Source organism: Pseudomonas sp. TH43 (assembly GCF_016650635.1).
Taxonomy (GTDB): domain Bacteria; phylum Pseudomonadota; class Gammaproteobacteria; order Pseudomonadales; family Pseudomonadaceae; genus Aquipseudomonas.
Genome location: NZ_JAEKFI010000003.1, coordinates 13,296 through 35,811, shown reverse-complemented (window position 1 = coordinate 35,811; position 22,516 = coordinate 13,296). Strand labels below are relative to the sequence as shown.

At 57.1% G+C, this 22,516-nt stretch carries 25 protein-coding genes, 1 tRNA gene and 1 pseudogene; 18 read left to right on the top strand and 9 right to left on the bottom strand.

Going from position 1 to position 22,516, the window contains the following annotated elements; genetic code table 11:
- The first annotated feature begins 2 nt into the window (after positions 1 to 2).
- Together JFT81_RS09805 and JFT81_RS09800 are read left to right on the top strand one after the other, a co-directional pair.
- Positions 3 to 1,238 carry a cytochrome c gene (locus tag JFT81_RS09805; protein ID WP_201227155.1) on the top strand — a complete coding sequence of 412 codons (1,236 nt, stop codon included), beginning with the start codon at positions 3 to 5 and terminating at the stop codon, positions 1,236 to 1,238.
- 1 nt (position 1,239) lies between these two features.
- A complete protein-coding gene (locus tag JFT81_RS09800) occupies positions 1,240 to 2,211 on the top strand; it encodes an XdhC family protein (protein WP_201227154.1) in 972 nt (323 codons plus the stop codon).
- A 127-nt stretch (positions 2,212 to 2,338) separates the two neighbouring features.
- On the opposite strand, the gene JFT81_RS09795 is transcribed toward JFT81_RS09800, so the two are convergent.
- Complete coding sequence (locus JFT81_RS09795) at positions 2,339 to 3,622, bottom strand: FAD-binding oxidoreductase (RefSeq protein WP_201227153.1); 1,284 nt, start codon at positions 3,620 to 3,622, stop codon at positions 2,339 to 2,341.
- Positions 3,623 to 3,807: 185 nt separating this feature from the next.
- Between JFT81_RS09795 and JFT81_RS09790 the strand changes: the two genes are divergently transcribed.
- Positions 3,808 to 3,884 (top strand) — tRNA-Val (locus tag JFT81_RS09790).
- A 138-nt stretch (positions 3,885 to 4,022) separates the two neighbouring features.
- Here JFT81_RS09790 and JFT81_RS29440 read toward each other — a convergent pair.
- Positions 4,023 to 4,508: a hypothetical protein gene (locus tag JFT81_RS29440; protein ID WP_242485599.1), complete on the bottom strand. Its 486-nt coding sequence runs from the start codon at positions 4,506 to 4,508 to the stop codon at positions 4,023 to 4,025.
- A 348-nt stretch (positions 4,509 to 4,856) separates the two neighbouring features.
- On the opposite strand from JFT81_RS29440, the pseudogene JFT81_RS09780 reads away from it, so the two are divergent.
- Positions 4,857 to 5,311 (top strand): annotated as a pseudogene (locus JFT81_RS09780) (DUF2214 family protein).
- A 214-nt stretch (positions 5,312 to 5,525) separates the two neighbouring features.
- Here JFT81_RS09780 and csrA read toward each other — a convergent pair.
- Positions 5,526 to 5,720, bottom strand: a complete 195-nt coding sequence (gene csrA / locus JFT81_RS09775) for a carbon storage regulator CsrA (RefSeq protein ID WP_003179932.1) — start codon at positions 5,718 to 5,720, stop codon at positions 5,526 to 5,528.
- A gap of 250 nt (positions 5,721 to 5,970) precedes the next feature.
- On the opposite strand from csrA, the gene JFT81_RS09770 reads away from it, so the two are divergent.
- Both JFT81_RS09770 and JFT81_RS09765 read left to right on the top strand, forming a co-directional pair.
- Complete coding sequence (locus JFT81_RS09770; protein ID WP_008083248.1) at positions 5,971 to 6,339, top strand: hypothetical protein; 369 nt, start codon at positions 5,971 to 5,973, stop codon at positions 6,337 to 6,339.
- 87 nt (positions 6,340 to 6,426) lie between these two features.
- Positions 6,427 to 7,338, top strand: coding sequence for a siderophore-interacting protein (locus tag JFT81_RS09765; RefSeq protein ID WP_201228078.1), 912 nt, complete (start codon positions 6,427 to 6,429; stop codon positions 7,336 to 7,338).
- Between the two features lie 54 nt (positions 7,339 to 7,392).
- Here JFT81_RS09765 and JFT81_RS09760 read toward each other — a convergent pair whose 3' ends face one another.
- From JFT81_RS09760 to JFT81_RS09750, 3 genes are all read right to left on the bottom strand, one after another.
- Entirely contained in the window at positions 7,393 to 8,082 is a 690-nt protein-coding gene (locus JFT81_RS09760) for an endonuclease I family protein (RefSeq protein WP_201227151.1), read from the bottom strand.
- Between the two features lie 4 nt (positions 8,083 to 8,086).
- Complete coding sequence (locus JFT81_RS09755; RefSeq protein ID WP_201227150.1) at positions 8,087 to 8,377, bottom strand: DUF1654 domain-containing protein; 291 nt, start codon at positions 8,375 to 8,377, stop codon at positions 8,087 to 8,089.
- 176 nt (positions 8,378 to 8,553) lie between these two features.
- Positions 8,554 to 9,642, bottom strand: coding sequence for an asparaginase (locus JFT81_RS09750; protein ID WP_201148250.1), 1,089 nt, complete (start codon positions 9,640 to 9,642; stop codon positions 8,554 to 8,556).
- Positions 9,643 to 9,991: 349 nt separating this feature from the next.
- Between JFT81_RS09750 and JFT81_RS09745 the strand changes: the two genes are divergently transcribed.
- From JFT81_RS09745 to JFT81_RS09710, 8 genes are all read left to right on the top strand, one after another.
- Positions 9,992 to 10,438 (top strand): hypothetical protein, encoded by a 447-nt coding sequence (locus JFT81_RS09745; RefSeq protein ID WP_201202310.1) that lies wholly within the window; start codon positions 9,992 to 9,994, stop codon positions 10,436 to 10,438.
- A gap of 201 nt (positions 10,439 to 10,639) precedes the next feature.
- Entirely contained in the window at positions 10,640 to 11,596 is a 957-nt protein-coding gene (locus JFT81_RS09740) for a sugar ABC transporter substrate-binding protein (protein ID WP_201227149.1), read from the top strand.
- 56 nt (positions 11,597 to 11,652) lie between these two features.
- Complete coding sequence (locus JFT81_RS09735) at positions 11,653 to 13,206, top strand: sugar ABC transporter ATP-binding protein (protein ID WP_201227148.1); 1,554 nt, start codon at positions 11,653 to 11,655, stop codon at positions 13,204 to 13,206.
- The gene (locus JFT81_RS09730; protein ID WP_158953852.1) at positions 13,203 to 14,180 is read left to right on the top strand and encodes an ABC transporter permease; all 978 of its coding nucleotides are present in this window, start codon (positions 13,203 to 13,205) and stop codon (positions 14,178 to 14,180) included. The genes JFT81_RS09735 and JFT81_RS09730 overlap by 4 nt, the downstream gene beginning before the upstream one ends.
- Positions 14,181 to 14,183: 3 nt before the next feature.
- The gene (locus JFT81_RS09725) at positions 14,184 to 15,203 is read left to right on the top strand and encodes a LacI family DNA-binding transcriptional regulator (protein WP_201227147.1); all 1,020 of its coding nucleotides are present in this window, start codon (positions 14,184 to 14,186) and stop codon (positions 15,201 to 15,203) included.
- Between the two features lie 24 nt (positions 15,204 to 15,227).
- Positions 15,228 to 16,145, top strand: coding sequence for a ribokinase (gene rbsK / locus JFT81_RS09720; RefSeq protein ID WP_201227146.1), 918 nt, complete (start codon positions 15,228 to 15,230; stop codon positions 16,143 to 16,145).
- The gene (rbsD, locus tag JFT81_RS09715; protein WP_201227145.1) at positions 16,142 to 16,546 is read left to right on the top strand and encodes a D-ribose pyranase; all 405 of its coding nucleotides are present in this window, start codon (positions 16,142 to 16,144) and stop codon (positions 16,544 to 16,546) included. Before rbsK ends, rbsD begins: the two co-directional genes overlap by 4 nt.
- 31 nt (positions 16,547 to 16,577) lie before the next feature.
- Positions 16,578 to 17,606: a nucleoside hydrolase gene (locus JFT81_RS09710; protein ID WP_201227144.1), complete on the top strand. Its 1,029-nt coding sequence runs from the start codon at positions 16,578 to 16,580 to the stop codon at positions 17,604 to 17,606.
- 33 nt (positions 17,607 to 17,639) lie between these two features.
- On the opposite strand, the gene JFT81_RS09705 is transcribed toward JFT81_RS09710, so the two are convergent.
- Positions 17,640 to 17,852, bottom strand: coding sequence for a hypothetical protein (locus JFT81_RS09705; RefSeq protein WP_201227143.1), 213 nt, complete (start codon positions 17,850 to 17,852; stop codon positions 17,640 to 17,642).
- A 131-nt stretch (positions 17,853 to 17,983) separates the two neighbouring features.
- Between JFT81_RS09705 and JFT81_RS09700 the strand changes: the two genes are divergently transcribed.
- Complete coding sequence (locus JFT81_RS09700) at positions 17,984 to 18,289, top strand: hypothetical protein (protein ID WP_201227142.1); 306 nt, start codon at positions 17,984 to 17,986, stop codon at positions 18,287 to 18,289.
- A gap of 166 nt (positions 18,290 to 18,455) precedes the next feature.
- Complete coding sequence (locus JFT81_RS09695; protein ID WP_201227141.1) at positions 18,456 to 18,773, top strand: I78 family peptidase inhibitor; 318 nt, start codon at positions 18,456 to 18,458, stop codon at positions 18,771 to 18,773.
- 72 nt (positions 18,774 to 18,845) lie between these two features.
- On the opposite strand, the gene JFT81_RS09690 is transcribed toward JFT81_RS09695, so the two are convergent.
- Together JFT81_RS09690 and JFT81_RS09685 are read right to left on the bottom strand one after the other, a co-directional pair.
- On the bottom strand, positions 18,846 to 19,058 hold the full coding sequence (locus JFT81_RS09690; RefSeq protein WP_003179963.1) for a cold-shock protein: 213 nt from the start codon (positions 19,056 to 19,058) through the stop codon (positions 18,846 to 18,848).
- A 290-nt stretch (positions 19,059 to 19,348) separates the two neighbouring features.
- The gene (locus JFT81_RS09685; RefSeq protein ID WP_201227140.1) at positions 19,349 to 19,651 is read right to left on the bottom strand and encodes a hypothetical protein; all 303 of its coding nucleotides are present in this window, start codon (positions 19,649 to 19,651) and stop codon (positions 19,349 to 19,351) included.
- Between the two features lie 371 nt (positions 19,652 to 20,022).
- On the opposite strand from JFT81_RS09685, the gene thrS reads away from it, so the two are divergent.
- A complete protein-coding gene (gene thrS, locus JFT81_RS09680) occupies positions 20,023 to 21,945 on the top strand; it encodes a threonine--tRNA ligase (RefSeq protein ID WP_201227139.1) in 1,923 nt (640 codons plus the stop codon).
- Positions 21,945 to 22,496 carry a translation initiation factor IF-3 gene (infC, locus tag JFT81_RS09675; protein WP_172668659.1) on the top strand — a complete coding sequence of 184 codons (552 nt, stop codon included), beginning with the start codon at positions 21,945 to 21,947 and terminating at the stop codon, positions 22,494 to 22,496. Before thrS ends, infC begins: the two co-directional genes overlap by 1 nt.
- Positions 22,497 to 22,516: the final 20 nt, after the last annotated feature.

The window sequence follows — 22,516 nt, the reverse complement described above, 5'->3', positions numbered from 1 at the left end:
GCATGAAGCTTTTTCTGACCCGCCTGACCCTGGCGGTCGGTCTTGCTGCGCCAGTGTTGTTTGTTCACGCCGAAGATCAGGTCAAGCGCGGCGAGTACCTCGCTCGCGCTGCCGACTGCATGGCTTGCCACACGGCTCCGGGCGGCGCGCCTTTTGCGGGTGGCCTGCCGATCGTCTCGCCGTTCGGCACGATCTACGGCACCAACATCACGCCGAGCAAAGATCATGGCATCGGTTTATACAACGATGACGAGTTCTTCGCTGCGCTGACCGAAGGCAAGCGTCGCGACGGCGCGAACCTGTATCCGGCGATGCCTTACACCTCGTATCACCTGATGCCGCGCGAAGATTCCGACGCGATCCATGCGTACCTGAAAACCATCGAGCCGATCGAACGCGCAGCACCGGTCACCAGCCTGAGCTTTCCATTCAACGTGCGTCCGGGCCTGATCGGCTGGAACATGATGTACGGCAAGGCGCTGAAACTGGAGTCGGCTGAAGGCAAAAGTGAAGCCTGGAAACGTGGCCAGTACATGGTCGAAGTGCTTGGTCACTGCGGCGAATGCCACACGCCACGCGGCCTGCCAGGCGCGATGCAGTTGGATAAACGCCTGACCGGCGGCATTCTCAACGGTTACCTCGCGCCGAGCCTGCTGGCCACTGATCTGGCCGCTCGCGGCTGGAACGAGCAGGATCTGGGTACGTTCCTCAAGCACGGCATGAGCGCGCAAGGGACGATGTTCAACGAGATGTTCCCGGTGTTCCACAACAGCACGCAAGGCCTGAACGATACCGATCTGGCGGCGATGGCAACGTTCCTGCTCGGCGACAAACCGCCGGCAGCCAAAGCGCTGGTTGAAGTGCCAGTCGAGCAACTCAGCGCCAGTGCCCAGCGCGGCCAGCAGGAATACCTGAACGTCTGCGCCGGTTGCCATGCGGTCGGTGGCGAAGGCAAGCCGCACATCGCGGTGGCCATGCGTGGCAACACCACGTTGCGCCTGGAAGACCCGCGCAACCTGTTGCGCGTGATCGAGGATGGTATCGGCGAACAGAAGTTCTCCGGGTTCGAGCACATGCAACCGATGCCGGGTTTCGCCGACAAGCTCAGTCCTGAACAGCTGACCGATCTGCTCAACTACCTGCGTCAAGGGTGGGGCGGGCAGTCTGCCGAGTTGGCAGTGAGTGAAGTGCAAAAGCTGCAAGCTGACGCGCCGTCCATCGAGCACAAGGCACACTGATATGCAGCATCTCGATCTACAAGTGGTGCGGCGGGCGCTGGAGTGGTCGGTGGCGGGGCAGCGCATCTGGCTGTGCACCGTGCTCACCACTTACGGCTCGGCACCGCGTGCGCCGGGTTCGCTGCTGGCGGTGAATGACGGCGGGCAGTGGATCGGGTCGCTGTCCGGCGGCTGCGTCGAGGAAGATTTTCTCGAACGTGTCGCCGAAGGTGCGTTTCTCGATGCCGTCAACGTTGTGCGATACGGCGAGGGCGACGATCCGCGTTCGCGGGTCAGTCTGCCCTGTGGCGGTATTCTCGATGTGCTGGTAGAGAAATTTGACGCCGATTGTGAGGTGCAGGCGCATCTGCGCGAGCTGGAAGCGGCGCTGCTGGGTCAGCGCCGCTTGATTCGCGAGGTCGATCTGGCCAGTGGTGCGCGCAGTCTGTTCGCTGATCGCGAGCAGGGTGCGCGGATCGAACGCGAGATTGATCGGGTGCGAATCCGCGTCGGTGCGGCGCAGCGCTTGTTGCTCGCCGGGTACTCCAGCGTGGCGCAGGCGTGCGCCGAGTTTGCTGTCGGTCTCGGCTTTGAAGTGATTCTCTGCGATCCGCGTGATGAAGTGCTCGAAGGCGTAGTGCTGGATGGCGTGGAGATCCGTCGGCAATTGCCTTCGGTGTTTATCGCCGATGGTGGTTGCCACCGCGATACGGCTGTTGTCGCGTTGACCCATGATCCGCGCATCGACGATCTTGCAATGATGGAGGCGGTGCGCACCGAGGCGTTCTACATTGGCGTGATGGGCTCGCAGCAGACGTCGCAGAAGCGCTTCGAGCGGTTGCGTCGAATCGGTGGGCTGGGGGAGGCGGAGTTGGCGCGGATTCACGCGCCGATTGGTCTTAACCTCGGCAGCAAGACGCCGGCGGAGATTGCCTTGGCGGTACTCGCCGACATCTTGCGGATCCGCAGCGGCATCGCCCGCGACCAACTCTGATACAGGCTTGTATATCTACTTGTGGCGAGGGGATTTATCCCCGATGGACTGCGCAGCATTCCCTTCAGGGGGGCGCTGCGCGACCCATCGGGGATAAATCCCCTCGCCACAGTTGTTTCACGGTCTGTCAGAAGCCCAGTTTATCCCGCAACCCGTAATACCAAGCCCCCAACGCCGCAAACGGCGTGCGCAACATCTGCCCGCCCGGGAACGGATAGTGCGGCAGATCCGCAAACGCATCAAAACGCTCGGCCTGACCACGCAATGCCTCAGCCAGCACCTTGCCGGCTAAATGCGTGTACGTCACGCCGTGGCCGCTGCAGCCCTGCGAGTAGTAAATGTTGTCACCCAAGCGTCCCACTTGCGGCAAACGCGACAGCGTCAGCAGGAAGTTTCCGGTCCAGGCGTAGTCAATCTTCACATCTTTGAGCTGCGGGAAAGCCTTGAGCATTTTCGGGCGAATGATTGCCTCGATGTTCGCCGGATCACGCGCGCCATACACCACGCCACCGCCGAAGATCAGACGCTTGTCGCCAGTCAGGCGGTAATAGTCGAGCAAGTAATTGCAGTCTTCAACGCAGTAGTCCTGGGGCAATAAGGCTTTCGCCAGCTCATCACCCAGCGGTTCGGTAGTGATCACCTGCGTACCGCATGGCATCGATTTGGCCGCCAGTTCCGGCACCAAATTGCCCAGGTAGGCGTTGCCGGCAACGATGATGAATTTGGCGCGCACGCGGCCTTGCGGCGTGTGCACAACCGGATTGGCTCCGCGCTCGATGCGCACGGCAGGCGATTGCTCATAAATAGTACCGCCGAGGGATTCCACGGCCGCTGCTTCGCCGAGTGCCAGGTTCAGCGGATGAATATGTCCGCCGCTCATATCCAGCATCCCACCGACGTACTGATCGCATCCGACCACTTCGCGAATGCGACGTTGATCGAGCAGTTCCAGTTGCGTGTGGCCAAAGCGCTCCCAGAGGCGCTTCTGCGATTCCAGATGGCCCATCTGTTTGGCAGTCAGGGCGGCAAACACGCCACCGTCCTTCAGGTCGCACTGGATGTTGTATTTGGCCACGCGCTCGCGAATGATCCGGCCGCCTTCAAAAGCCATATGCCCGAGTAATTGCGCTTGCTTCGGGCCGACGGTGCGTTCGATGACGTCGATGTCACGGCTGTAGCTGTTAACGATCTGCCCGCCATTACGCCCGGAGGCGCCGAAACCGACCTTGGCTGCTTCGAGCACAGTGACGCGAAACCCGTTCTCCAGCAGGAACAGGGCAGAGGACAGCCCGGTATACCCGGCGCCAATCACACAGACGTCCGTCTCCACATCACCCTGCAGGGCCGGACGTGGCGGTACGGCATTGGCCGACGCAGCATAATAAGACTCTGGGTAAAGGGTGTTCGCCATCCTGCCGCCTCTGTGTTTAATATATTTTACGAGTGCGTCGATCCTACCCGAGTTGAAAAACCTCCGCCAGCCACCGGAAAATCCCGGTTGCTGAGCCGAAATTAAATATTTTGCATATTCATAGGGTTAGGTGAAAAAAAGGTGTTGACACCCCTCCGGAATTCCGTAGAATGCCGCCTCACAGCAGGCACGTAGCTCAGTTGGTTAGAGCACCACCTTGACATGGTGGGGGTCGTTGGTTCGAGTCCAATCGCGCCTACCAAACAAAATCCGCTCTGCTGGGCGGTCTAGAAGGGCTCACCGAAAGGTGAGCCCTTTTTTGTTGTCTGGGGTTTCATGCAGAACGTTCACAAAATCTCGAGTTCGTTCACACCCGGCAATCTCATCGTTCGCAGCGCCCTCACTCTCTCTCGGGGCATTCGAAATTCCATGAGTAGATCTTCATGTCTTTGATCTCTTCGCCCACTGTCGCTACGCCGAGGCAGGTTTGGCCTTTTAAATAGTAGAAGCTGCAGAATTGGATGCCCATCGTGCAGGATTCAATTTCAATGAAGCCTTTTCTTATCAGGATATTTTCGACCCCGATCCTTTCTGAGTCGGTTGGATTCGGCTTCCAGCCATTCTGAATCAAGGCGCGCCTGGCACTCGTAAATGACATCCCCTCTTTGATTGGTATCTCTGTGGCGTTCACTAAAAAACTTGCACAGCACAAGAAGCCGATGAGGGGCCAAGTGCTGATACTGCTGATGTTGAGGATGTGTCCCTGGGGAGTTTTTAGCGGGGAGATTGCCTTGAGGGGGCGTCGTCCATGAGCGGGGTGCTTCATTGTTTTGCGGTCCTTGCTGATTTGCGTGTGGATGATCCAGCGGGTCGGGATGATGGTCAACTAGCGCTGCGGGGAGGGCTTCGGTTGTCAGGCGTAAAGTCACCGTCCGTCGCTAGCATCCTTTAAAAAAATGTGGATATTGAATGACTTACGAGTGTTACTAACCAACCAGTTATCGAAAAAATGTTGTTACCTTCGGGATAAATCAGTAACATTCGCCCCGCGTTCACCACCACGGTTTATGCATTTTTAAATCCCAAGCTTCCATCAGCTGCTTGGGATTTTTTTTGCCTGCGATTTGGCTGTCGCAGCGCCTTGTCTTCTTCTGCCGATGCTGTGCGGGCAAATCCTTACTTTTTCGACTACTACTGACTGGCAATTTCCAACTCTTTCCGAAGGAGTGTGTCGATGCTGGTTCAGTGGTTTCTCGCGGCTATTCATCTATTGGCTTTTGCCTTGGGTTTTTGGGCGGTACTGACGCGCGGTACAGCGTTCCGCCGGTTGGCGGCCGGAACGGGGAGGCCGGGCGGGTGCTGCTCGCCGATAACTTATGGGGCATTTCTGCGCTGATCCTGCTGGTGACGGGTGGGATGCGCGCATTTGGCGGGTATGAGAAAGGCACTGACTATTATCTTCATCAGCCGCTGTTTCATCTGAAAATGACGCTGTTGGTGCTTATTCTGCTGATTGAACTCGCCCCGATGATCACGTTAGTCAAATGGCGGATCGCATCTGCGCGCGGTGCGGCACTCGATACCGGGCGTGCAAAGCTGTACGCACGAATCAGTCATGTCGAGGCGTTGCTGCTTGTATTGATGGTGATAGCAGCCACTGGCATGGCGCGTGGCGTGACATTCGTTTAGGAAGGCGAATTCGCTGTGTTCTATCGGAAATGTCCGACAGCCAGATTCAATAATGGCGGGTAGTATCGCCGGCAACAGGAGGGGGAGTGAGGCGGGAATCGTGTGTCAGGCGCCGTGCCCAAGGGGTTTGGGGAGCGGATGGCAGTACGGCGCGTGAATCTTTAGCCAGTCATTACACGCGGGTAAACGAACTGGCTACTGACTGCTAGGCGAATCAGGGCGTTTGTGGCTTGTCCGGGGCGGTCAGGCCAGCCTGAATGCGCTGGTAAATCTCTTCGCGGTGTACGGCAACGTTCTTTGGAGCGTTAATGCCGATGCGGACTTGTTGGCCGCTTACGCCGAGGATGGTGATCGTAATGTCATCACCAATATTTATGCTTTCACCGACTTTGCGGGTGAGTATCAGCATGGTCTTCTCCTTGATTGCTTTGTAGGGCACCTGATTCAGACAGTGCAGAGGTCGGTGGTACGTATAGATTAGTGCGAAGTCTCACGGTTTGGGTGCCTCTTTCTGACGCGCAGATGCGGCATTAATTCCCAGGGCGTAACTATACAGAGGCTGCAATCATCAATCTCGTTGTTTTGTGCCCATTTTGCGGGGCTCGCGAAGTATTTTTGAATGTTAAGATCGCCGCTTTGAGAATTTCGAGGAAAACGTTGTGCGCAAATTGGTCTGGGTAGTCGCGGCACTGGTTTTGGCCGGTTGTGGTGAAGGCAAGAGTGTAGACGTACCGAAGCCGAAAACGGCAGTGACAGCGGCGCCGGCAGTAGCCTCTGCTCCACAGTGGGATCTTGAGGTGCGCGGTGAAACGCCTCAGGCTGTCAGCGACCTGAGCGGCTGGCTGATCGAACATGCTTTCGTTCCGACGGTCATCAAGGACAGCAGCGGTAAAACGCGGATTCTGATTGGCCCGTTCAACTCCCAGGCCGAGGCCGAAGCTCGCAAGGTGCAAGTGGATGCTGCACTGGTGAAGGCGAAAAAGCAGAATGTCGAATCGGTGTTGGTTGAGCATCCGCTCACGCCATAAGCGATTCATTTGGTGGAGCTGCCTAAAGGTTGTCAGCTGCGATTCGTTCCTATTGAAGTCGCTGATGATTTCCAGAAGGAGCTCCCCATGGCCTCCGCCAATCCCTACAAGTTGTTCGATGTCACCTTGCATCGTAAAACGCATTTGAGCCCGCATATGATGCGGATCACCCTTTCCGGCCCGCCGGTCAATGAAATGGCTACCTGGGCGCCGGATCAACGGGTGAAGCTGTTTTTCCCTGCCGCCGACGGTTCGCAATCACGACTTTCTCAAGGTGAAGGTTGGTACGCCCGCTTCCGGGCGATGCTGGCGGATCGACGTCCTGCGATGCGCACCTACACAATCCGTCACCTGCGCGCTGAACAAGGCGAAGTGGATATCGATTTTGTCCTGCATGGCGAGACCGGCCCGGCATCGCGTTGGGCACTAAGGGCTCAACCCGGTGAGTCGATGCAGATCCTTGCGCCCGACAGCCATTTCTCGGCGCAGGATGCCGGTGGATTCGAATGGAAGCCGCCACAAATTCTCAAGCAGGTTCTACTCGTCGCCGACGCCACGGCGCTGCCGGCTGCCATGGGTATTCTCGATGAGTTGGCGGCGCTCAATGAACCGCCGCAAGTCCAGGCATTCTTTGAGGTGGATAGCGCGCAGGACATGCTTGCCGTTCCTGACTGGCCGGGGCTGTCAGTGCAATGGTTGATCCGTGAACAATCGGGTGAAACCGTCGCCGGAGCGCTGATGGTTGAGGCGGTGCGCGGGGCAACGCTGCCCGTTCATGCGTCGTCAGAGGGGCGTGCAGTCGAGTTGGCCGATGTCGATATCGACAAGGATATTCTCTGGGAAATTGCCGACACCGCACCTGAAGGATTTTACGGCTGGGTCGCCGGTGAAAGTGCGGCAGTCATGAGCTTGCGCAAATACCTGATCAAGGAGTGCGGCATTCCTCGTGAGTCGCTCAATCTGATGGGGTACTGGCGCTACAACAAGTCTGGAAGCTAGTTACAAAAAAGGCCTCGAACATAACATTCGAGGCCTTTCTTTTTTGCGCTGCAATCAGCCGCAGGCTTTCATATTCACCGGGCCGACAAACTCATTACCGCGCCCCATTACACACGCCACGCTCTGATTACGCTGACGTTCCCAGTCTTGCACTGGATAAGTCTTGTCCCACGCCTCATACAATTGCCGATCCTGTTTCGACAGGCGCAAACCGTACTGCTTGCTCATGTAGAAATAGGTGCGGGCGATCATGCCGCGAATCGAAGGGCGGGGCATGACCTTCTTGGCCTTGAAGTCGACTTGGGTCAGGCACGAACCGTACTGACCGGATTGCACCGGCAACCAGCCGTAGCTGAAGTTGCTGCGGTCGCCGTTGACCTCGCCGATGCTTGGCACCAGGTTATGCAGATCGGCTTCGGCCTTTTGGTAAGTCGGGTCATAGCGGGTGCAGTTCTTGCGACCGCCTTCCTGCCAGCATTGGCGCTGATGGCCAAATTGCCACGCTGGCACGATGTGCTCCCACTCGATGCGCGAGGCGCGCTTGGCATTTTTGCGCGGGACGTAACCACACGCCTTCAGATCCACCTTGTTGCCAGTGTATTTGCACCCGCAATAAAACTCGGTGGACTGCGGTGCATACAGCTTCCACGCGACCTTCTTGGCTTCTGTGAATGTGCGGGGCGCGCCAGCCTGGGCACCCATGGTGATGAACAGCAGCAACAAAGCAAAACAGCGGACAATCATTGAATCAATCTTCCTTCGGCACAACCCAAAAAATCTGCACGCCGCCATCGTCTCGATAGGCGAGGGTGACGTTGTCGTTCTCGTCGATTTCCTCGAGCAGGCGCTCCCACTCATCCATCGGTTCGTCCGGCAAGCGGAAGATCAATGCGGCTTTGGCTTTTTGTGCAGTGGGGGAATTGATGATTTTCTGAACGCGCATACCCATGCGTTCATAAGTGTCAGGAGCATCAGGGGAGGTGGCCACGAGGTTATCCTTATTAAGCTGTACGTGCATACAGTATTTAACTGTAAGCATTTTCGCAACTGCTTAAAATTCAAGAAAATCCTCTGACAGCGGTTTTCCGATTTTGGTGTGAGCTGTGTCGAGTTTTTTGTAGGAGGAGTGCGTTCGAACTGTAGGCGACGCTCCATTCACCAGGCAGGTGAATGGAGTGAAGAGTGCCCGACCAGGACCGATCGGGCGAAGGACAATCAGTATTCCCAGAACATGCGTTGCAGTTCTTTGCTGTCGTTGGTTTTGGTCAGAGCGACCATCGCCAGGATGCGGGCTTTTTGCGGGTTCAGGTCGTGAGCGACAACCCAGTCATACTTGTCGTCAGGCTGTTCGGCGTTACGCAGAACGAAGCCGCCAGCGTTGACGTGAGACGAGCGGATGATCTGCACGCCATCCTTGCGCAGTTCCTGCAGAGCCGGAACTACGCGGGACGATACCGAACCGTTGCCGGTACCGGCGTGGATGATGGCTTTGGCGCCGGACTGGGCGAGTGCCTTGTAGGCGGTATCGCTTACGTTGCCGTAGGAATAGGCGATTTCTACGTCAGGCAGGCTCTTGATGTTTTTGATGTCGAATTCCGAATCCATGGTGTGACGCTTGGCCGGCAAGCGGAACCAGTAGGATTTGCCTTCAACCACCATGCCCAGCGGACCCCAGGCGCTTTTGAACGCCTCGGTCTTGATGTTGATCATTTTGCTGACGTCGCGACCGGACTGGATTTCATCGTTCATGGTCACCAATACGCCTTTGCCGCGTGCTTCTTTACTGCTGGCCACGGCCACGGCGTTGTACAGGTTGAGCATACCGTCAGCCGACATGGCGGTGCCTGGGCGCATGGAGCCGACAACGATGATCGGTTTGTCGGTCTTCTCGACCAGATTCAGGAAGTAAGCGGTTTCTTCCAGAGTGTCGGTGCCGTGAGTGATGACGATGCCATCAACGTCTTTGCTGTCCGCCAGTTCGGCGACGCGACGGCCCAGTTGCAGCAGATTGTCGTTGGTGATGCTTTCGGAGGCGATTTGCATGACCTGTTCGCCACGCACATTCGCCAGTTTGTTCAATTCAGGAATGCCGGCGATCAATTGTTCGATGCCGACTTTGGCCGCTTGATAAGTGGCGCTGTTGGCGGCGCTGGCGCCAGCCCCGGCAATGGTGCCGCCGGTCGCGAGCACAACAACGTTGGCCAGTTTGGTCTGGGTTTCGACTTCTTTTGCCTGAAGGGCGGTGGGCAGGAGCAGGAGGAGGGCCAAAGCGCCCGGAACGAAGTTTTTCAAAGCAGATGTCATTATTTTTCTCTCTAGTAGTGAGACGGTGCTGGTGCAGGTTCATCTAGATGCACCCCGCGCTGATCTGGATGCGCGGGGTGCAGTGAAGGGAGCAGGATCTGTACCAGCCATACTTTGCGTGAGAGAAATGTTTAACTTGATGATTTACATCAGTATTTTATGCGTCGGCAAGATTTTTGGTGAATCGTTTATCCGGGTTTCCGAACAATGGGCGCTTTCGCGTTCGGCTCACCGAAAAGGACTACCGCTTCTGTCGAACAGGCCGGGTTGTGAGTTCTGGATTTCCTGCTAAAGAATCCTGTGCGCAGGCCGATGGGTGTTGAAGGAAACTGAAACCTAGGGAGTTCACATGTCACTGACCATCGGTATTTCAAATCCCGCTGCTGTCACCATTGGTGGTAAGACCGCCGCGACGATCAATGCCATAAGTGCAGCAGAAGCGGATGCTTCCGCCGAGGCGCTGGGCATCGAGAAAGAAGAGAGTAATCAGGTCAGAACCGGTGGACCCGCGCAGGAAGAGAGCAAGACTGAAAGCAGCGATAACCTGAGCGTTACTGTCAAGATGCTGCTGAAGCGCATGCAGGAATTGCAGAAGCAAATGCAGGAGCAGCAACAGCAACTCGCTGCCGCGCAGGCTGCGAGCTATCCGACGCCAGAGGCCAAGTCGCAGGTGGTCATGTCCATTCAGGGCCAGATCGCGCAAACCAGCGGCGAAATGATGCAGGTCTCGGCGGCGCTGCTGAAAGAGATGTCCAAGGGTTCCAGCAGCGGAAACCTGGTCAGCACCACCGCATAAACGGTGGCGGGGCGGATCAACAGGTTCGCCCTGCAAGAAATGACGATCTCTGATTGTTGACAAATGTCGACGGGATTCGCATAGTTCGGTCTACGCAAACGTTTGCGCGACGTCCCCGGGACATTCTGTCACCGGCGAACGTGACGTAGCTTACGCCAGCGCAAGCGTTGCTCACAATAATCATAAGATCGGAGTGAACCCATGAAGCTGCCATTCGCTGGACGTCTTCTTGCTGTCGCTATGCTGGCTGCCACAGCCGCCGCACTACCTGTCTCTTCGGCATTCGCCGAATCTGCTGAAAAACCCAAAGTCGCACTGGTCATGAAATCACTGGCCAACGAATTCTTCCTGACCATGGAAGATGGCGCCAAGGCGTATCAAAAAGAACACTCTGCCGATTTCGACCTGATCTCCAACGGCATCAAAGACGAAACCGATACCGCAGGCCAAACGCGCATTGTCGAGCAAATGATCCTGGCGAAGGTTAATGCCCTGGTTATCGCGCCGTCTGATTCCAAGGCCATGGTGCCGGTGATCAAGAAAGCCGTTGATGCCGGTATTACCGTGATCAACATCGACAACCAACTCGATCCGGCAATCGTCAAAAGCAAAAACATCAGCGTGCCATTCGTAGGCCCGGACAACCGCAAAGGCGCGCGTCTGGTCGGCGAATACCTGGCCAAACAGCTCAAGGCCGGTGATGAAGTCGGCATCATTGAAGGCGTGTCGACGACGACCAACGCCCAGCAACGTACCGCTGGTTTCAAGGATGCGATGGACGCCGCGCAGATCAAGATCGTTTCCCTGCAGTCCGGTGACTGGGAGATCGACAAAGGCAACAAGGTTGCCGCTTCGATTCTCAGCGAATACCCGGACGTCAAAGCGTTGCTCGCCGGCAACGACAGCATGGCTGTAGGTGCTGTTTCGGCAGTTCGTGCGGCTGGCAAGGCTGGCCAGGTGCAAGTGGTCGGCTACGACAATATCAATGCGATCAAGCCTATGTTGAAGGACGGTCGCGTATTGGCGACGGCCGATCAGTTCGCCGCCAAGCAAGCCGTATTCGGTATCGAGACTGCGCTGAAGATCATCAAGGGCGAGAAAGTCGACAGCGGTACCAATGGCGTGATTGAAACGCCGGTCGAACTGGTCACCAAGTAAGTCTTCTGGCGACACAACGGCGCTCGTCCGTCCGGGCGAGCGCATGGAGAGTTTTTATGTCAGTTTCCGCCCCGAACGCTGTCCTCTCGGTCAGCGGCATCGGTAAGACCTATGCGCAACCGGTGCTCACTGGCATCGATCTGACGCTGATGCGCGGTGAAGTACTGGCGCTGACCGGCGAAAATGGCGCCGGTAAAAGCACCTTGTCGAAAATCATCGGTGGCCTGGTCACGCCAACCACCGGGCAGATGCAATTCCATGGCAAGGACTATCGTCCGGGCAGTCGTACTCAGGCAGAAGAGCTTGGCGTGCGCATGGTCATGCAAGAACTCAATCTGTTGCCGACCCTGTCGGTAGCGGAGAACCTGTTTCTCGACAACCTGCCGAGCAACGGTGGCTGGATCAGTCGCAAGCAACTGCGCAAAGCGGCGATCGAAGCCATGGCGCAAGTCGGGCTCGATGCGATCGATCCGGATACCCTCGTCGGCGAACTGGGCATCGGGCATCAGCAGATGGTCGAAATCGCCCGTAACCTGATCGGCGATTGCCATGTGCTGATTCTCGACGAGCCGACGGCGATGCTCACCGCTCGCGAAGTCGAAATGCTCTTTGAGCAGATCACCCGATTGCAGGCGCGCGGCGTCTCCATCATCTACATTTCTCACCGCCTCGAAGAACTCGCCCGCGTTGCGCAGCGCATCGCCGTGCTGCGTGACGGCAATCTGGTGTGCGTCGAGCCAATGGCCAATTACAACAGTGAGCAACTGGTCACGCTAATGGTCGGTCGCGAGCTGGGCGAACACATTGACATGGGGCCGCGCAAGATTGGCGCGCCGGCGTTGACGATCAAAGGCCTGACCCGCTCCGACAAGGTTCGCGACGTTTCTTTCGAAGTGCGCGTGGGTGAAATTTTCGGCATTTCCGGGCTGATCGGGGCAGGGCGTACAGAGTTGCTGCGCTTGATCTTCGGTGCCGATATCGCCGACAGCGGCACGATTGCACTGGGTTCGCCGGCTCAAGTGGTCAGTGTGCGCTCGCCGGTTGATGCGGTGCGCAATGGCATCGCGTTGATCACTGAAGACCGCAAGGGCGAAGGTTTGCTGCTCAGTCAGTCGATCAGCGCCAACATCGCACTGGGCAACATGCCGGAAATTTCCAAGGGTGGAGTCGTTAACAACAGCGACGAAATCGCTTTGGCACAGCGTCAGATCGACGCCATGCGCATCCGCAGTTCGAGCCCGACACAGTTGGTCTCAGAGCTGTCCGGCGGCAATCAGCAGAAAGTCGTGATCGGTCGCTGGCTGGAGCGTGATTGTTCGGTGCTGCTGTTCGATGAGCCAACTCGCGGTATCGACGTCGGTGCCAAATTCGACATTTATGCCTTGCTCGGCGAATTGACTCGCCAAGGCAAAGCGCTGGTGGTGGTGTCCAGTGATCTGCGTGAGCTGATGCTGATCTGCGACCGCATCGGTGTGCTGTCGGCCGGGCGCCTCATCGACACCTTCGAGCGTGACAGCTGGACCCAGGATGATTTGCTTGCCGCCGCGTTCGCCGGCTACCAAAAACGTGATGCGTTGCTCAACGAAGCGGCGCCTAGGGATCTCCCATGAAAACTGCATCTCCTGCCGGCAAACGTAGTGGCAATTTCTACGGACTGGGCACCTATCTGGGCCTGGCCGGTGCCTTGCTGGCGATGGTCGCGCTGTTCTCGGTCTTGAGCAGCCACTTTCTGTCCTATAACACCTTCAGTACGCTGGCCAACCAGATTCCTGACCTGATGGTCCTGGCCGTCGGCATGACGTTTGTGCTGATCATCGGCGGCATCGACCTTTCCGTTGGTTCGGTGCTGGCCTTGGCGGCATCGACGGTCAGCGTGGCGATTCTCGGCTGGGGCTGGGGCGTGTTGCCATCCGCGTTGCTCGGCATGGCAGTGGCGGCGCTGGCCGGTACGGTCACCGGTTCGATCACCGTGGCCTGGCGGATTCCATCGTTCATCGTGTCCCTCGGCGTGCTGGAGATGGCCCGAGGCCTGGCCTATCAAATGACCGGGTCGCGCACTGCGTATATCGGTGATTCATTCGCCTGGCTGTCGAATCCGATCGCATTCGGTATCTCGCCGTCGTTCATCATTGCCTTGCTGGTGATCTTCATCGCGCAAGCGGTGTTGACCCGCACCGTGTTCGGTCGCTACCTGATCGGCATCGGTACTAATGAAGAAGCGGTACGGCTCGCGGGGATCAACCCGAAGCCTTACAAGATCCTGGTATTCAGCCTGATGGGCCTGTTGGCTGGCATTGCCGCACTGTTTCAGATTTCGCGTCTGGAAGCGGCTGATCCAAATGCCGGCTCCGGTCTGGAGCTGCAAGTGATCGCCGCCGTCGTGATCGGCGGTACCAGCCTGATGGGCGGCCGTGGTTCGGTGATCAGTACCTTCTTTGGTGTGTTGATCATTTCCGTATTGGCGGCCGGTCTGGCGCAGATTGGCGCGACCGAGCCGACCAAGCGCATCATCACCGGTGCGGTGATCGTCATCGCCGTGGTGCTCGATACTTATCGCAGTCAGCGCGCTAGTCGACGGGGCTAACACATGGCAACGATCAAGGATGTGGCTGCGCTCGCGGGGATTTCCTACACGACCGTCTCACATGTGGTGAACAAGACGCGGCCGGTGAGTCAGGAAGTGCGGCTGAAAGTCGAGGCGGCGATCAAGACCCTCGACTATGTGCCAAGTGCAGTGGCACGCTCATTGAAGGCCAAAACCACTGCAACCATCGGCTTGCTGGTGCCTAACAGCCTCAACCCGTACTTCGCCGAGTTGGCGCGGGGCATCGAGGATTACTGCGAGCGTAACGGCTATTGCGTGATCCTCTGCAACTCCGATGACAACCCGGACAAACAGCGCAGTTATCTGCGCGTGTTGCTGGAAAAGCGCATCGACGGCCTGATCGTCGCCTCTGCTGGTGGTGACAGTGGTCTGGCGCAAGGGCTGGCCGCTGTGAAAACACCGATGGTCATCGTCGACCGAGGTCTGGATGGTGTCGATGCCGATCTGGTGCGCATCGACCACGAATACGGTGCCTACCTCGCCACCCGCCATCTGCTGGAGTTGGGTCATCGCGATATCGCTACCATCGGCGGTCCGGCGAGCACCAGCGTGGCGCAGATGCGTCAGGCGGGTTATTGCCGGGCGCTGAAAGAGGCGGGCATCGAAGTGCGACAAGCGCGCATGCTGGAAAGTGATTTCACCAGCACTGGCGGTTACAACGCGGCGGCGATCTTGCTTGAAAACAATCCGCCGAGCGCGATCTTTGCCGGTAACGACATGATCGGCATCGGTGTGCTGCGTGCGGCGGCTGAACGCAATGTTCGTGTGCCCAGCGAGCTGTCGGTGATCGGCTTCGACGATATCCAGATGAGCCGTTATGTCTACCCGGCGCTGACCACTGTTGGTCAGTCGATCCTGCAATTGGGCGAGATGGCGGCCGAAGTGCTGCTGCGAAGGATTGCGACCCCGACGCTGAGCACTGATCAACGTATCGTGACCCCAAGTATTGTCCTGCGCGAATCGACCGCGCCGTTGTCCGGCGTGTTCACCGAATACCGCTGAAACCGAATTGACGAGTAATGATGTATGCCAGCAAATGTAGTGGTAATAGGCAGCTTGAACATGGACCTGGTCACTCGCGCACCGCGGCTGCCCGTGGGCGGTGAAACGCTGATCGGTCATTCCTTTGCCACGGTTTCCGGTGGCAAGGGCGCCAACCAGGCGGTGGCCGCAGCGAGATTGGGCGCACAAGTGGCAATGGTCGGCTGTGTCGGCAACGACGACTATGGTGTGCAATTGCGCGACGCCTTGCTGGCCGAGCAGATCGATTGTCAGGCGGTGAGTGTCGTTGAGGATTCCAGCGGCGTGGCGTTGATTGTGGTCGATGACAACAGTCAGAACGCCATTGTGATCGTCGCTGGCGCCAACGGTGCGATGACCCCCGCAGTGATCGACCGCTTTGACGCTGTGTTGCAGGCTGCGGACGTGGTCATCTGCCAGCTCGAGATTCCCGATGCCACGGTGGGCCATGCGCTCAAACGGGCACGCGCCCTGGGCAAGACTGTCATCCTCAATCCGGCGCCGGCCAGTCGTCCTTTGCCGGCGGACTGGTTTGCCGCTATCGATTACCTGATACCCAACGAAAGCGAAGCGACGGCGTTGAGCGGATTACCGGTCGATTCGCTGGACACTGCCGAGCGCGCCGCCAGCCAATTGATCGCCATGGGCGCGGGCAAAGTCATCATTACCCTGGGAGCTCAGGGGTCGTTATTTGCCAACGGTACAGGCTTCGAGCATTTTCCGGCGCCGAAAGTACAGGCTGTCGATACCACGGCGGCGGGGGATACCTTTGTCGGTGGGCTCGCCGCTGCACTGGCCAGTGGCAAGACCGAGGCCGAGGCGATTCGTTACGGACAGATCGCCGCTGCGCTGTCAGTCACTCGCGCCGGCGCACAACCGTCCATTCCCACCCTATCCGACGTACAGGCCTTTAAACCCGCATGAAAAAGACTCCTTTGCTCAACGTCGCGCTGTCGCGGCTGATTGCCTCTCTGGGCCACGGCGACATGGTGGTCATCGGTGACGCCGGGCTGCCGGTGCCGCCGGGTGTCGAGCTGATCGATCTGGCGCTGACTCACGGCATTCCGGATTTCGTCAGCACGTTGAAAGTTGTTCTCAGCGAGATGCAGGTGGAAAGCCATGCGCTGGCTAAAGAAATCTTCGACAAGCAACCGACCGCGTTGACTGCGCTCGACGCATTGAATGAAGAGGGCGCTCTGGGGCGTCGCGATCTGCTCAGTCATGAGCAATTCAAGGTTCTCAGTCGACAGGCTCGAGCGATTGTGCGTACCGGCGAATGCCAGCCGTACTGCAACATCGTTTTGTTGGCTGGGGTTACGTTTTAACTTTCGTTTTCACCTGCACAAGGAATGCGCCATGCAACGCCATGCTCACAAACTGCATCAATTCATCCGGGGGCTGCTGCTTTTGTCCGTGATAACTGCGACCGGCGCTCAGGCGGCGGAAAAAATCGACCTGATCATCGATACCGACCCGGGCGCTGACGATGTCGTCGCCTTGTTGTTCGCACTGGCCTCGCCAGAAGAACTGAACATTCGTGCGCTGACGACCGTGGCCGGTAACGTGCGCCTCGACAAGACGTCGCGCAATGCGCGTCTGGCTCGCGAGTGGGCAGGGCGCGAAGATGTGCCGGTTTACGCGGGCGCGCCGAAGCCGCTGATGCGCACGCCAATCTATGCCGAAAACATCCATGGCAAGGAAGGCCTGTCGGGTGTCACCGTGCATGAGCCAAAAAAAGGCCTGGCGGAGGGCAATGCGGTCAATTACCTGATCGATACCCTGAAAAAAGCCAAGCCACACAGCATCACCATTGCCATGCTCGGCCCACAGACCAATCTGGCGCTGGCGCTGATCCAAGAGCCTGAGATTGTTCAGGGCATCAAGGAAGTGGTGGTCATGGGGGGCGCGCACTTCAACGGCGGCAACATCACCCCGGTGGCCGAATTCAACCTGTTTGCTGATCCGCAGGCCGCTGAAGTGGTGCTCAAAAGCGGCGTGAAACTGACCTACCTGCCGCTCGATGTGACCCACAAGATTCTCACCAGCGACGCGCGCCTGAAGCAGATCGCGGCGCTGAATAACAATGCGAGCAAAATCGTCGGCGACATCCTCAACGAGTACATCAAAGGGGATATGGAGCACTACGGTATTCCGGGCGGCCCGGTGCATGACGCCACTGTCGTGGCTTATTTGCTGAAACCGGAGTTGTTCACCGGTCGTTCGGTAAATGTGGCCATCGACAGCCGTGAAGGGATCACTTTCGGTCAGACCGTCGTCGATTGGTACGACGGCCTGAAACAGCCGAAAAATGCGTTTTGGGTCGAGAACGGAGACGCCCAGGGCTTCTTCGATTTGTTGACCGAGCGTCTGAAACGCCTGAAGTAAGGCGAAGGCCCGCAGGTGCCAGCCTGCGGGTCGTTACTCTCTATCGGTGTCTGATGTGCCCTTGTGCTCGTTCTGATACCGCTCCAGCACCTGTTCGATAAACTTTTGCGCACCTTGTGTTCCCATCGTTTTGACCAGCAGATCGATGCTGATCAATGCCAGCTCCTCCGAGCTGCCCGGGCTATACGAACTATGCCCCTTCGGCCACAAGACTTTGATGTCGGCAGTAATGCTTACGGTGCTCATGAGTGCGCTCTGAAAGTCTGGAATGTCTGAGAGCGAGTTAACCATTTTGTCGGGCATTTGGCACTGCGACTTAGGCATGAGCGGAGTGCTATGCGACACTTGGTCTTTTACGGCTTTCCAAGGATCGTGCTGTGCAGATCGATTTGAATACCCCTGACGGCCTCACACTGGACGCAGTGCGCCAATTGCTTGCCTCGGCCAGTGACGACGAACACACCCAGTTGCGCGTGACCAAGGGCGGTATTGCCTATATCTCTTCAGGCATTACGGGTGGGCAGGATATCGACGGCCTGCTGTTTCGACTGGAAACCTGGGCCAAGGGCTCGGGCTATGTGGGTAATGTGGCGGCCAGCGATGAGGTCTGGGTGATGCAGATTTTCAACGCGCTCAATGATAATTGGCCGAATCCGCCGTACGACTACATCGACGTCTATTGAGCGTCGTTAATATTCAGTCACGATTGATTGATGAAGGGGCGGGTATTGCTCAGGCAAACTCGGCGTTTTTCCGATCGTGGGGCAGGATGATGGCATTGCCATGAAACCAAACGCCTGAATGGCGGTCGCACGATCTCAGCTTAATCATAGAAAACAAGGAGGCTTCATGCCTTTGAAGTTCGCGACACTGGGTGCACTTATGGCCGTTGCCATGTTGGCCGGTTGCAGTACGACCTCCAGCGAGTCGGCAAAGGATCCGGTGGCGACCGAAGCCGGGCACAGTCGCTGTGAAGCATCGGCGGCGCAATTCGCCATCGGCAAGAAAGCTTCGCCTGAGCTGCTGGAGCAGGCGCGCGCCAAAGCCGGTGCGCAAAATGCACGCTTCCTCAAGCCGACCGACATGATCACGCTGGAATACCGCTCTGATCGCTTGAACCTGAACACCGACAACAACCTGGTAGTCAACCGCGTGAACTGCGGCTGATTGCTGGCAGCTTTTGTTGCAGGCATAAAAAACCCCGTCACATGGACGGGGTTTTTTTAGTGCGCCGAGAAATTACTCTGGGCGAACCTGTGCAGCTTGCATACCCTTTTGGCCTTTCTCAGCCACGAAGGAGACGGTCTGGCCTTCTTTCAGGCTTTTGAAACCGTCGGATTCGATAGCTTTGAAGTGTACGAACAGGTCGTCACCGCCACCTTGAGGAGTGATGAAGCCGAAGCCTTTTTCATCGTTGAACCATTTAACGGTGCCGGTTTGGCGATTAGACATGGTGTATCTCCAAGAAACATATATTTTCAGTAGTACTGTGCTGCTCAGGCCAACTGGGCACACCGGAGTATCATAGTCGAAATGTTCGCTTTGGTAGCCCCCCGGACGTGCTGTTTGCCAATCAGTCGTGTTTTCTTTGTGGTCTTTTTTCGCTGAAAGCCCCGGTTTAAAAGGCTTTGAGCGGAGAGTAAAGACAATAAAAAAACCTGTAAAACCTGCATAAATCGTCTGAAAAGGCTCAAATTCAGCCTTTTTCAGGGGCGCTTAGCCGATCCAGACGGCTTTTTTTCCTACTTTTTCGCCGGAGTATTCGCCTTGCATTTGGCGATTTGGCCCAGCGCTTTCTGTTGCAGTTCAGGAGTGGCCTTGTTGTCCATCAGTGCCTGAATATCGCTGGCCGGATAGGACTTGATCGCATCAGCGCCACAAGCGCAATGAGATTTGGCAGCGGCGGCACCAATCTGCGGAGTAGCCGCTTGGGTGCACTGCGCCATGTATTTTTCGCGTTCGCCCTTCGGCCAATCGGCATGAGCGCTCAGCGGCAGCAGGAGAACAATGGGGGCGATGGCGGCGAGTAAGGTATTCAGACGCATGCGAAGATGCTCCTTGTGGGTCAATGTCTTGTTATCTGAGGGCTTCAGGGCCTATCAAGTTCAGCACTCTGGCATAAAAACGGACGATTTGCCTTCTGATCAAACAGAGGCATAAGTGACCGCTCATCTGTGCTAGCATGCCGGGCTCAAGCGTTCTCAGGCTCCGGATGGCCTTCAGCCCCGGTAGCGGTCAGCGTGCGAATATTTCGATTTGAATCCCAGTCACTCTGGTTCGGTTTTCCGGTTGGCCGCAAGGCTCCTGCCGCTGTAAGGCAGGCGTTCGTCATTGAATGGCCTGGATCGGATCTTGTACTGGCTCATCCCAACCCACGTGACCTTTGGTAGGGGTCACCACTAGGAGAGGAGGCGCCATGCCAACTATTACTCTTCCCGACGGCAGTCAACGTTCATTCGATCACCCGGTTTCCGTAGCCGAGGTCGCCGCATCCATTGGTGCTGGCCTGGCCAAAGCCACCCTGGCCGGCAAGGTCAATGGTCAACTGGTCGACGCAAGCGACATCATCAGCAGCGACGCGACCCTGCAAATCATCACGCCAAAGGATGAAGAGGGGCTGGAGATCATTCGCCACTCTTGCGCCCACCTCGTTGGCCACGCAGTCAAGCAACTGTACCCGACCGCTAAAATGGTCATCGGGCCGGTCATCGACGAAGGCTTCTATTACGACATCGCGTTCGAGCGTCCTTTCACCCCGGACGACATGGCCGCCATCGAACAGCGCATGCAGCAGCTGATCGAAAAAGATTACGACGTCATCAAGAAAGTCACTCCGCGCGCCGAAGTGATCGAAGTGTTCAAGTCCCGCGGCGAAGACTACAAGCTGCGCCTGGTCGAGGACATGCCGAACGAACAGGCCATGGGTCTGTACTATCACGAAGAATACGTCGACATGTGCCGCGGCCCGCACGTGCCGAACACTCGCTTCCTGAAATCCTTCAAGCTGACCAAACTGTCGGGCGCTTACTGGCGCGGCGATGCCAAGAACGAGCAATTGCAGCGCGTTTACGGCACCGCCTGGGCAGACAAGAAGCAACTGGCGGCTTACATCCAGCGCATCGAAGAAGCTGAAAAGCGCGATCACCGCAAGATCGGCAAGCGTCTCGGCCTGTTCCACACCCAGGAAGAATCCCCGGGTATGGTGTTCTGGCACCCGAACGGCTGGACTCTGTACCAGGTGCTCGAGCAGTACATGCGCAAGATCCAGCACGACAACGGCTATCTTGAGATCAAGACTCCGCAAGTCGTTGACCGCAGCCTGTGGGAGAAATCCGGGCACTGGGCCAACTACGCCGACAACATGTTCACCACGCAGTCGGAAAACCGCGATTACGCCATCAAGCCGATGAACTGCCCTTGCCACGTGCAGGTGTTCAACCAAGGCCTGAAGAGCTACCGCGAGCTGCCGATGCGTCTGGCCGAGTTCGGTGCCTGCCACCGTAACGAGCCGTCGGGTGCGCTGCACGGTATCATGCGGGTACGTGCGTTCACTCAGGATGACGCCCACATCTTCTGCACCGAAGAGCAGATGCAGGCTGAATCCGCCGCGTTCATCAAGCTGACCATGGACGTTTATCGTGACTTCGGCTTCACCGACGTCGAGATGAAGCTGTCCACTCGTCCGGAAAAACGCGTCGGTTCTGACGAACTGTGGGATCGCGCTGAAGCTGCATTGGCTGCAGCCCTTGATTCTGCGGGCCTGCCGTACGATCTGCAGCCGGGTGAGGGCGCGTTCTACGGTCCGAAAATCGAATTCTCGCTGAAAGATTGCCTTGGCCGTGTCTGGCAATGTGGTACCTTGCAGCTCGATTTTAACCTGCCTGTCCGTTTGGGCGCTGAATACGTCTCCGAAGACAACAGCCGCAAACACCCAGTGATGTTGCACCGCGCGATCCTCGGTTCCTTCGAGCGTTTCGTCGGGATTCTGATCGAGCACTACGAAGGTGCGTTCCCTGCCTGGCTGGCGCCAACCCAGGCGGTGATCATGAATATCACTGATAAACAGGCAGATTTTGTTGCAGAAGTAGAAAAAACTCTCAACGAAAGCGGATTTCGTGCCAAGTCCGACTTGAGAAATGAAAAGATCGGCTTTAAAATCCGTGAGCATACTTTGCTCAAGGTTCCCTATCTCTTGGTAATCGGAGATAAGGAAGTCGAGATGCAGACTGTCGCTGTGCGTACTCGTGAAGGTGCTGACCTGGGCTCGATGCCCGTCGCCCAGTTCGCTGAGTTTCTCGCGCAAGCGGTTTCCCGGCGTGGTCGCCCAGATTCGGAGTAATTATTATTAAGCGTGAAATGAGACAAGATAAACGAGCTGCACCGAAAGCCCCGATCAACGAGAATATCTCGGCACGCGAGGTTCGGTTAATTGGGGCTGAAGGTGAACAGCTTGGGATTGTGTCAATTGAAGACGCGCTTCTTAAGGCTGAAGAGGCCAAACTGGATTTGGTGGAAATTTCCGCCGATGCAGTACCCCCTGTTTGCAAACTGATGGACTACGGCAAATCGATCTTCGAAAAGAAGAAGCAGGTTGCCGCAGCCAAGAAAAACCAGAAGCAGATTCAGGTTAAAGAAATCAAGTTTCGTCCAGGGACGGAGGAAGGGGATTACCAGGTAAAACTGCGCAACCTGGTACGTTTCCTGAGTGATGGGGACAGGGCCAAGGTATCCTTGCGATTCCGCGGCCGTGAGATGGCCCACCAGGAGCTGGGGATGGAACTCCTCAAGCGGGTTGAAGGTGACCTGCTCGAGTACGGTTCGGTCGAACAGCATCCTAAGATGGAAGGACGCCAGCTGATCATGGTCATCGCCCCGAAAAAGAAGAAGTAATCAACAGGGCACGGCAGGCC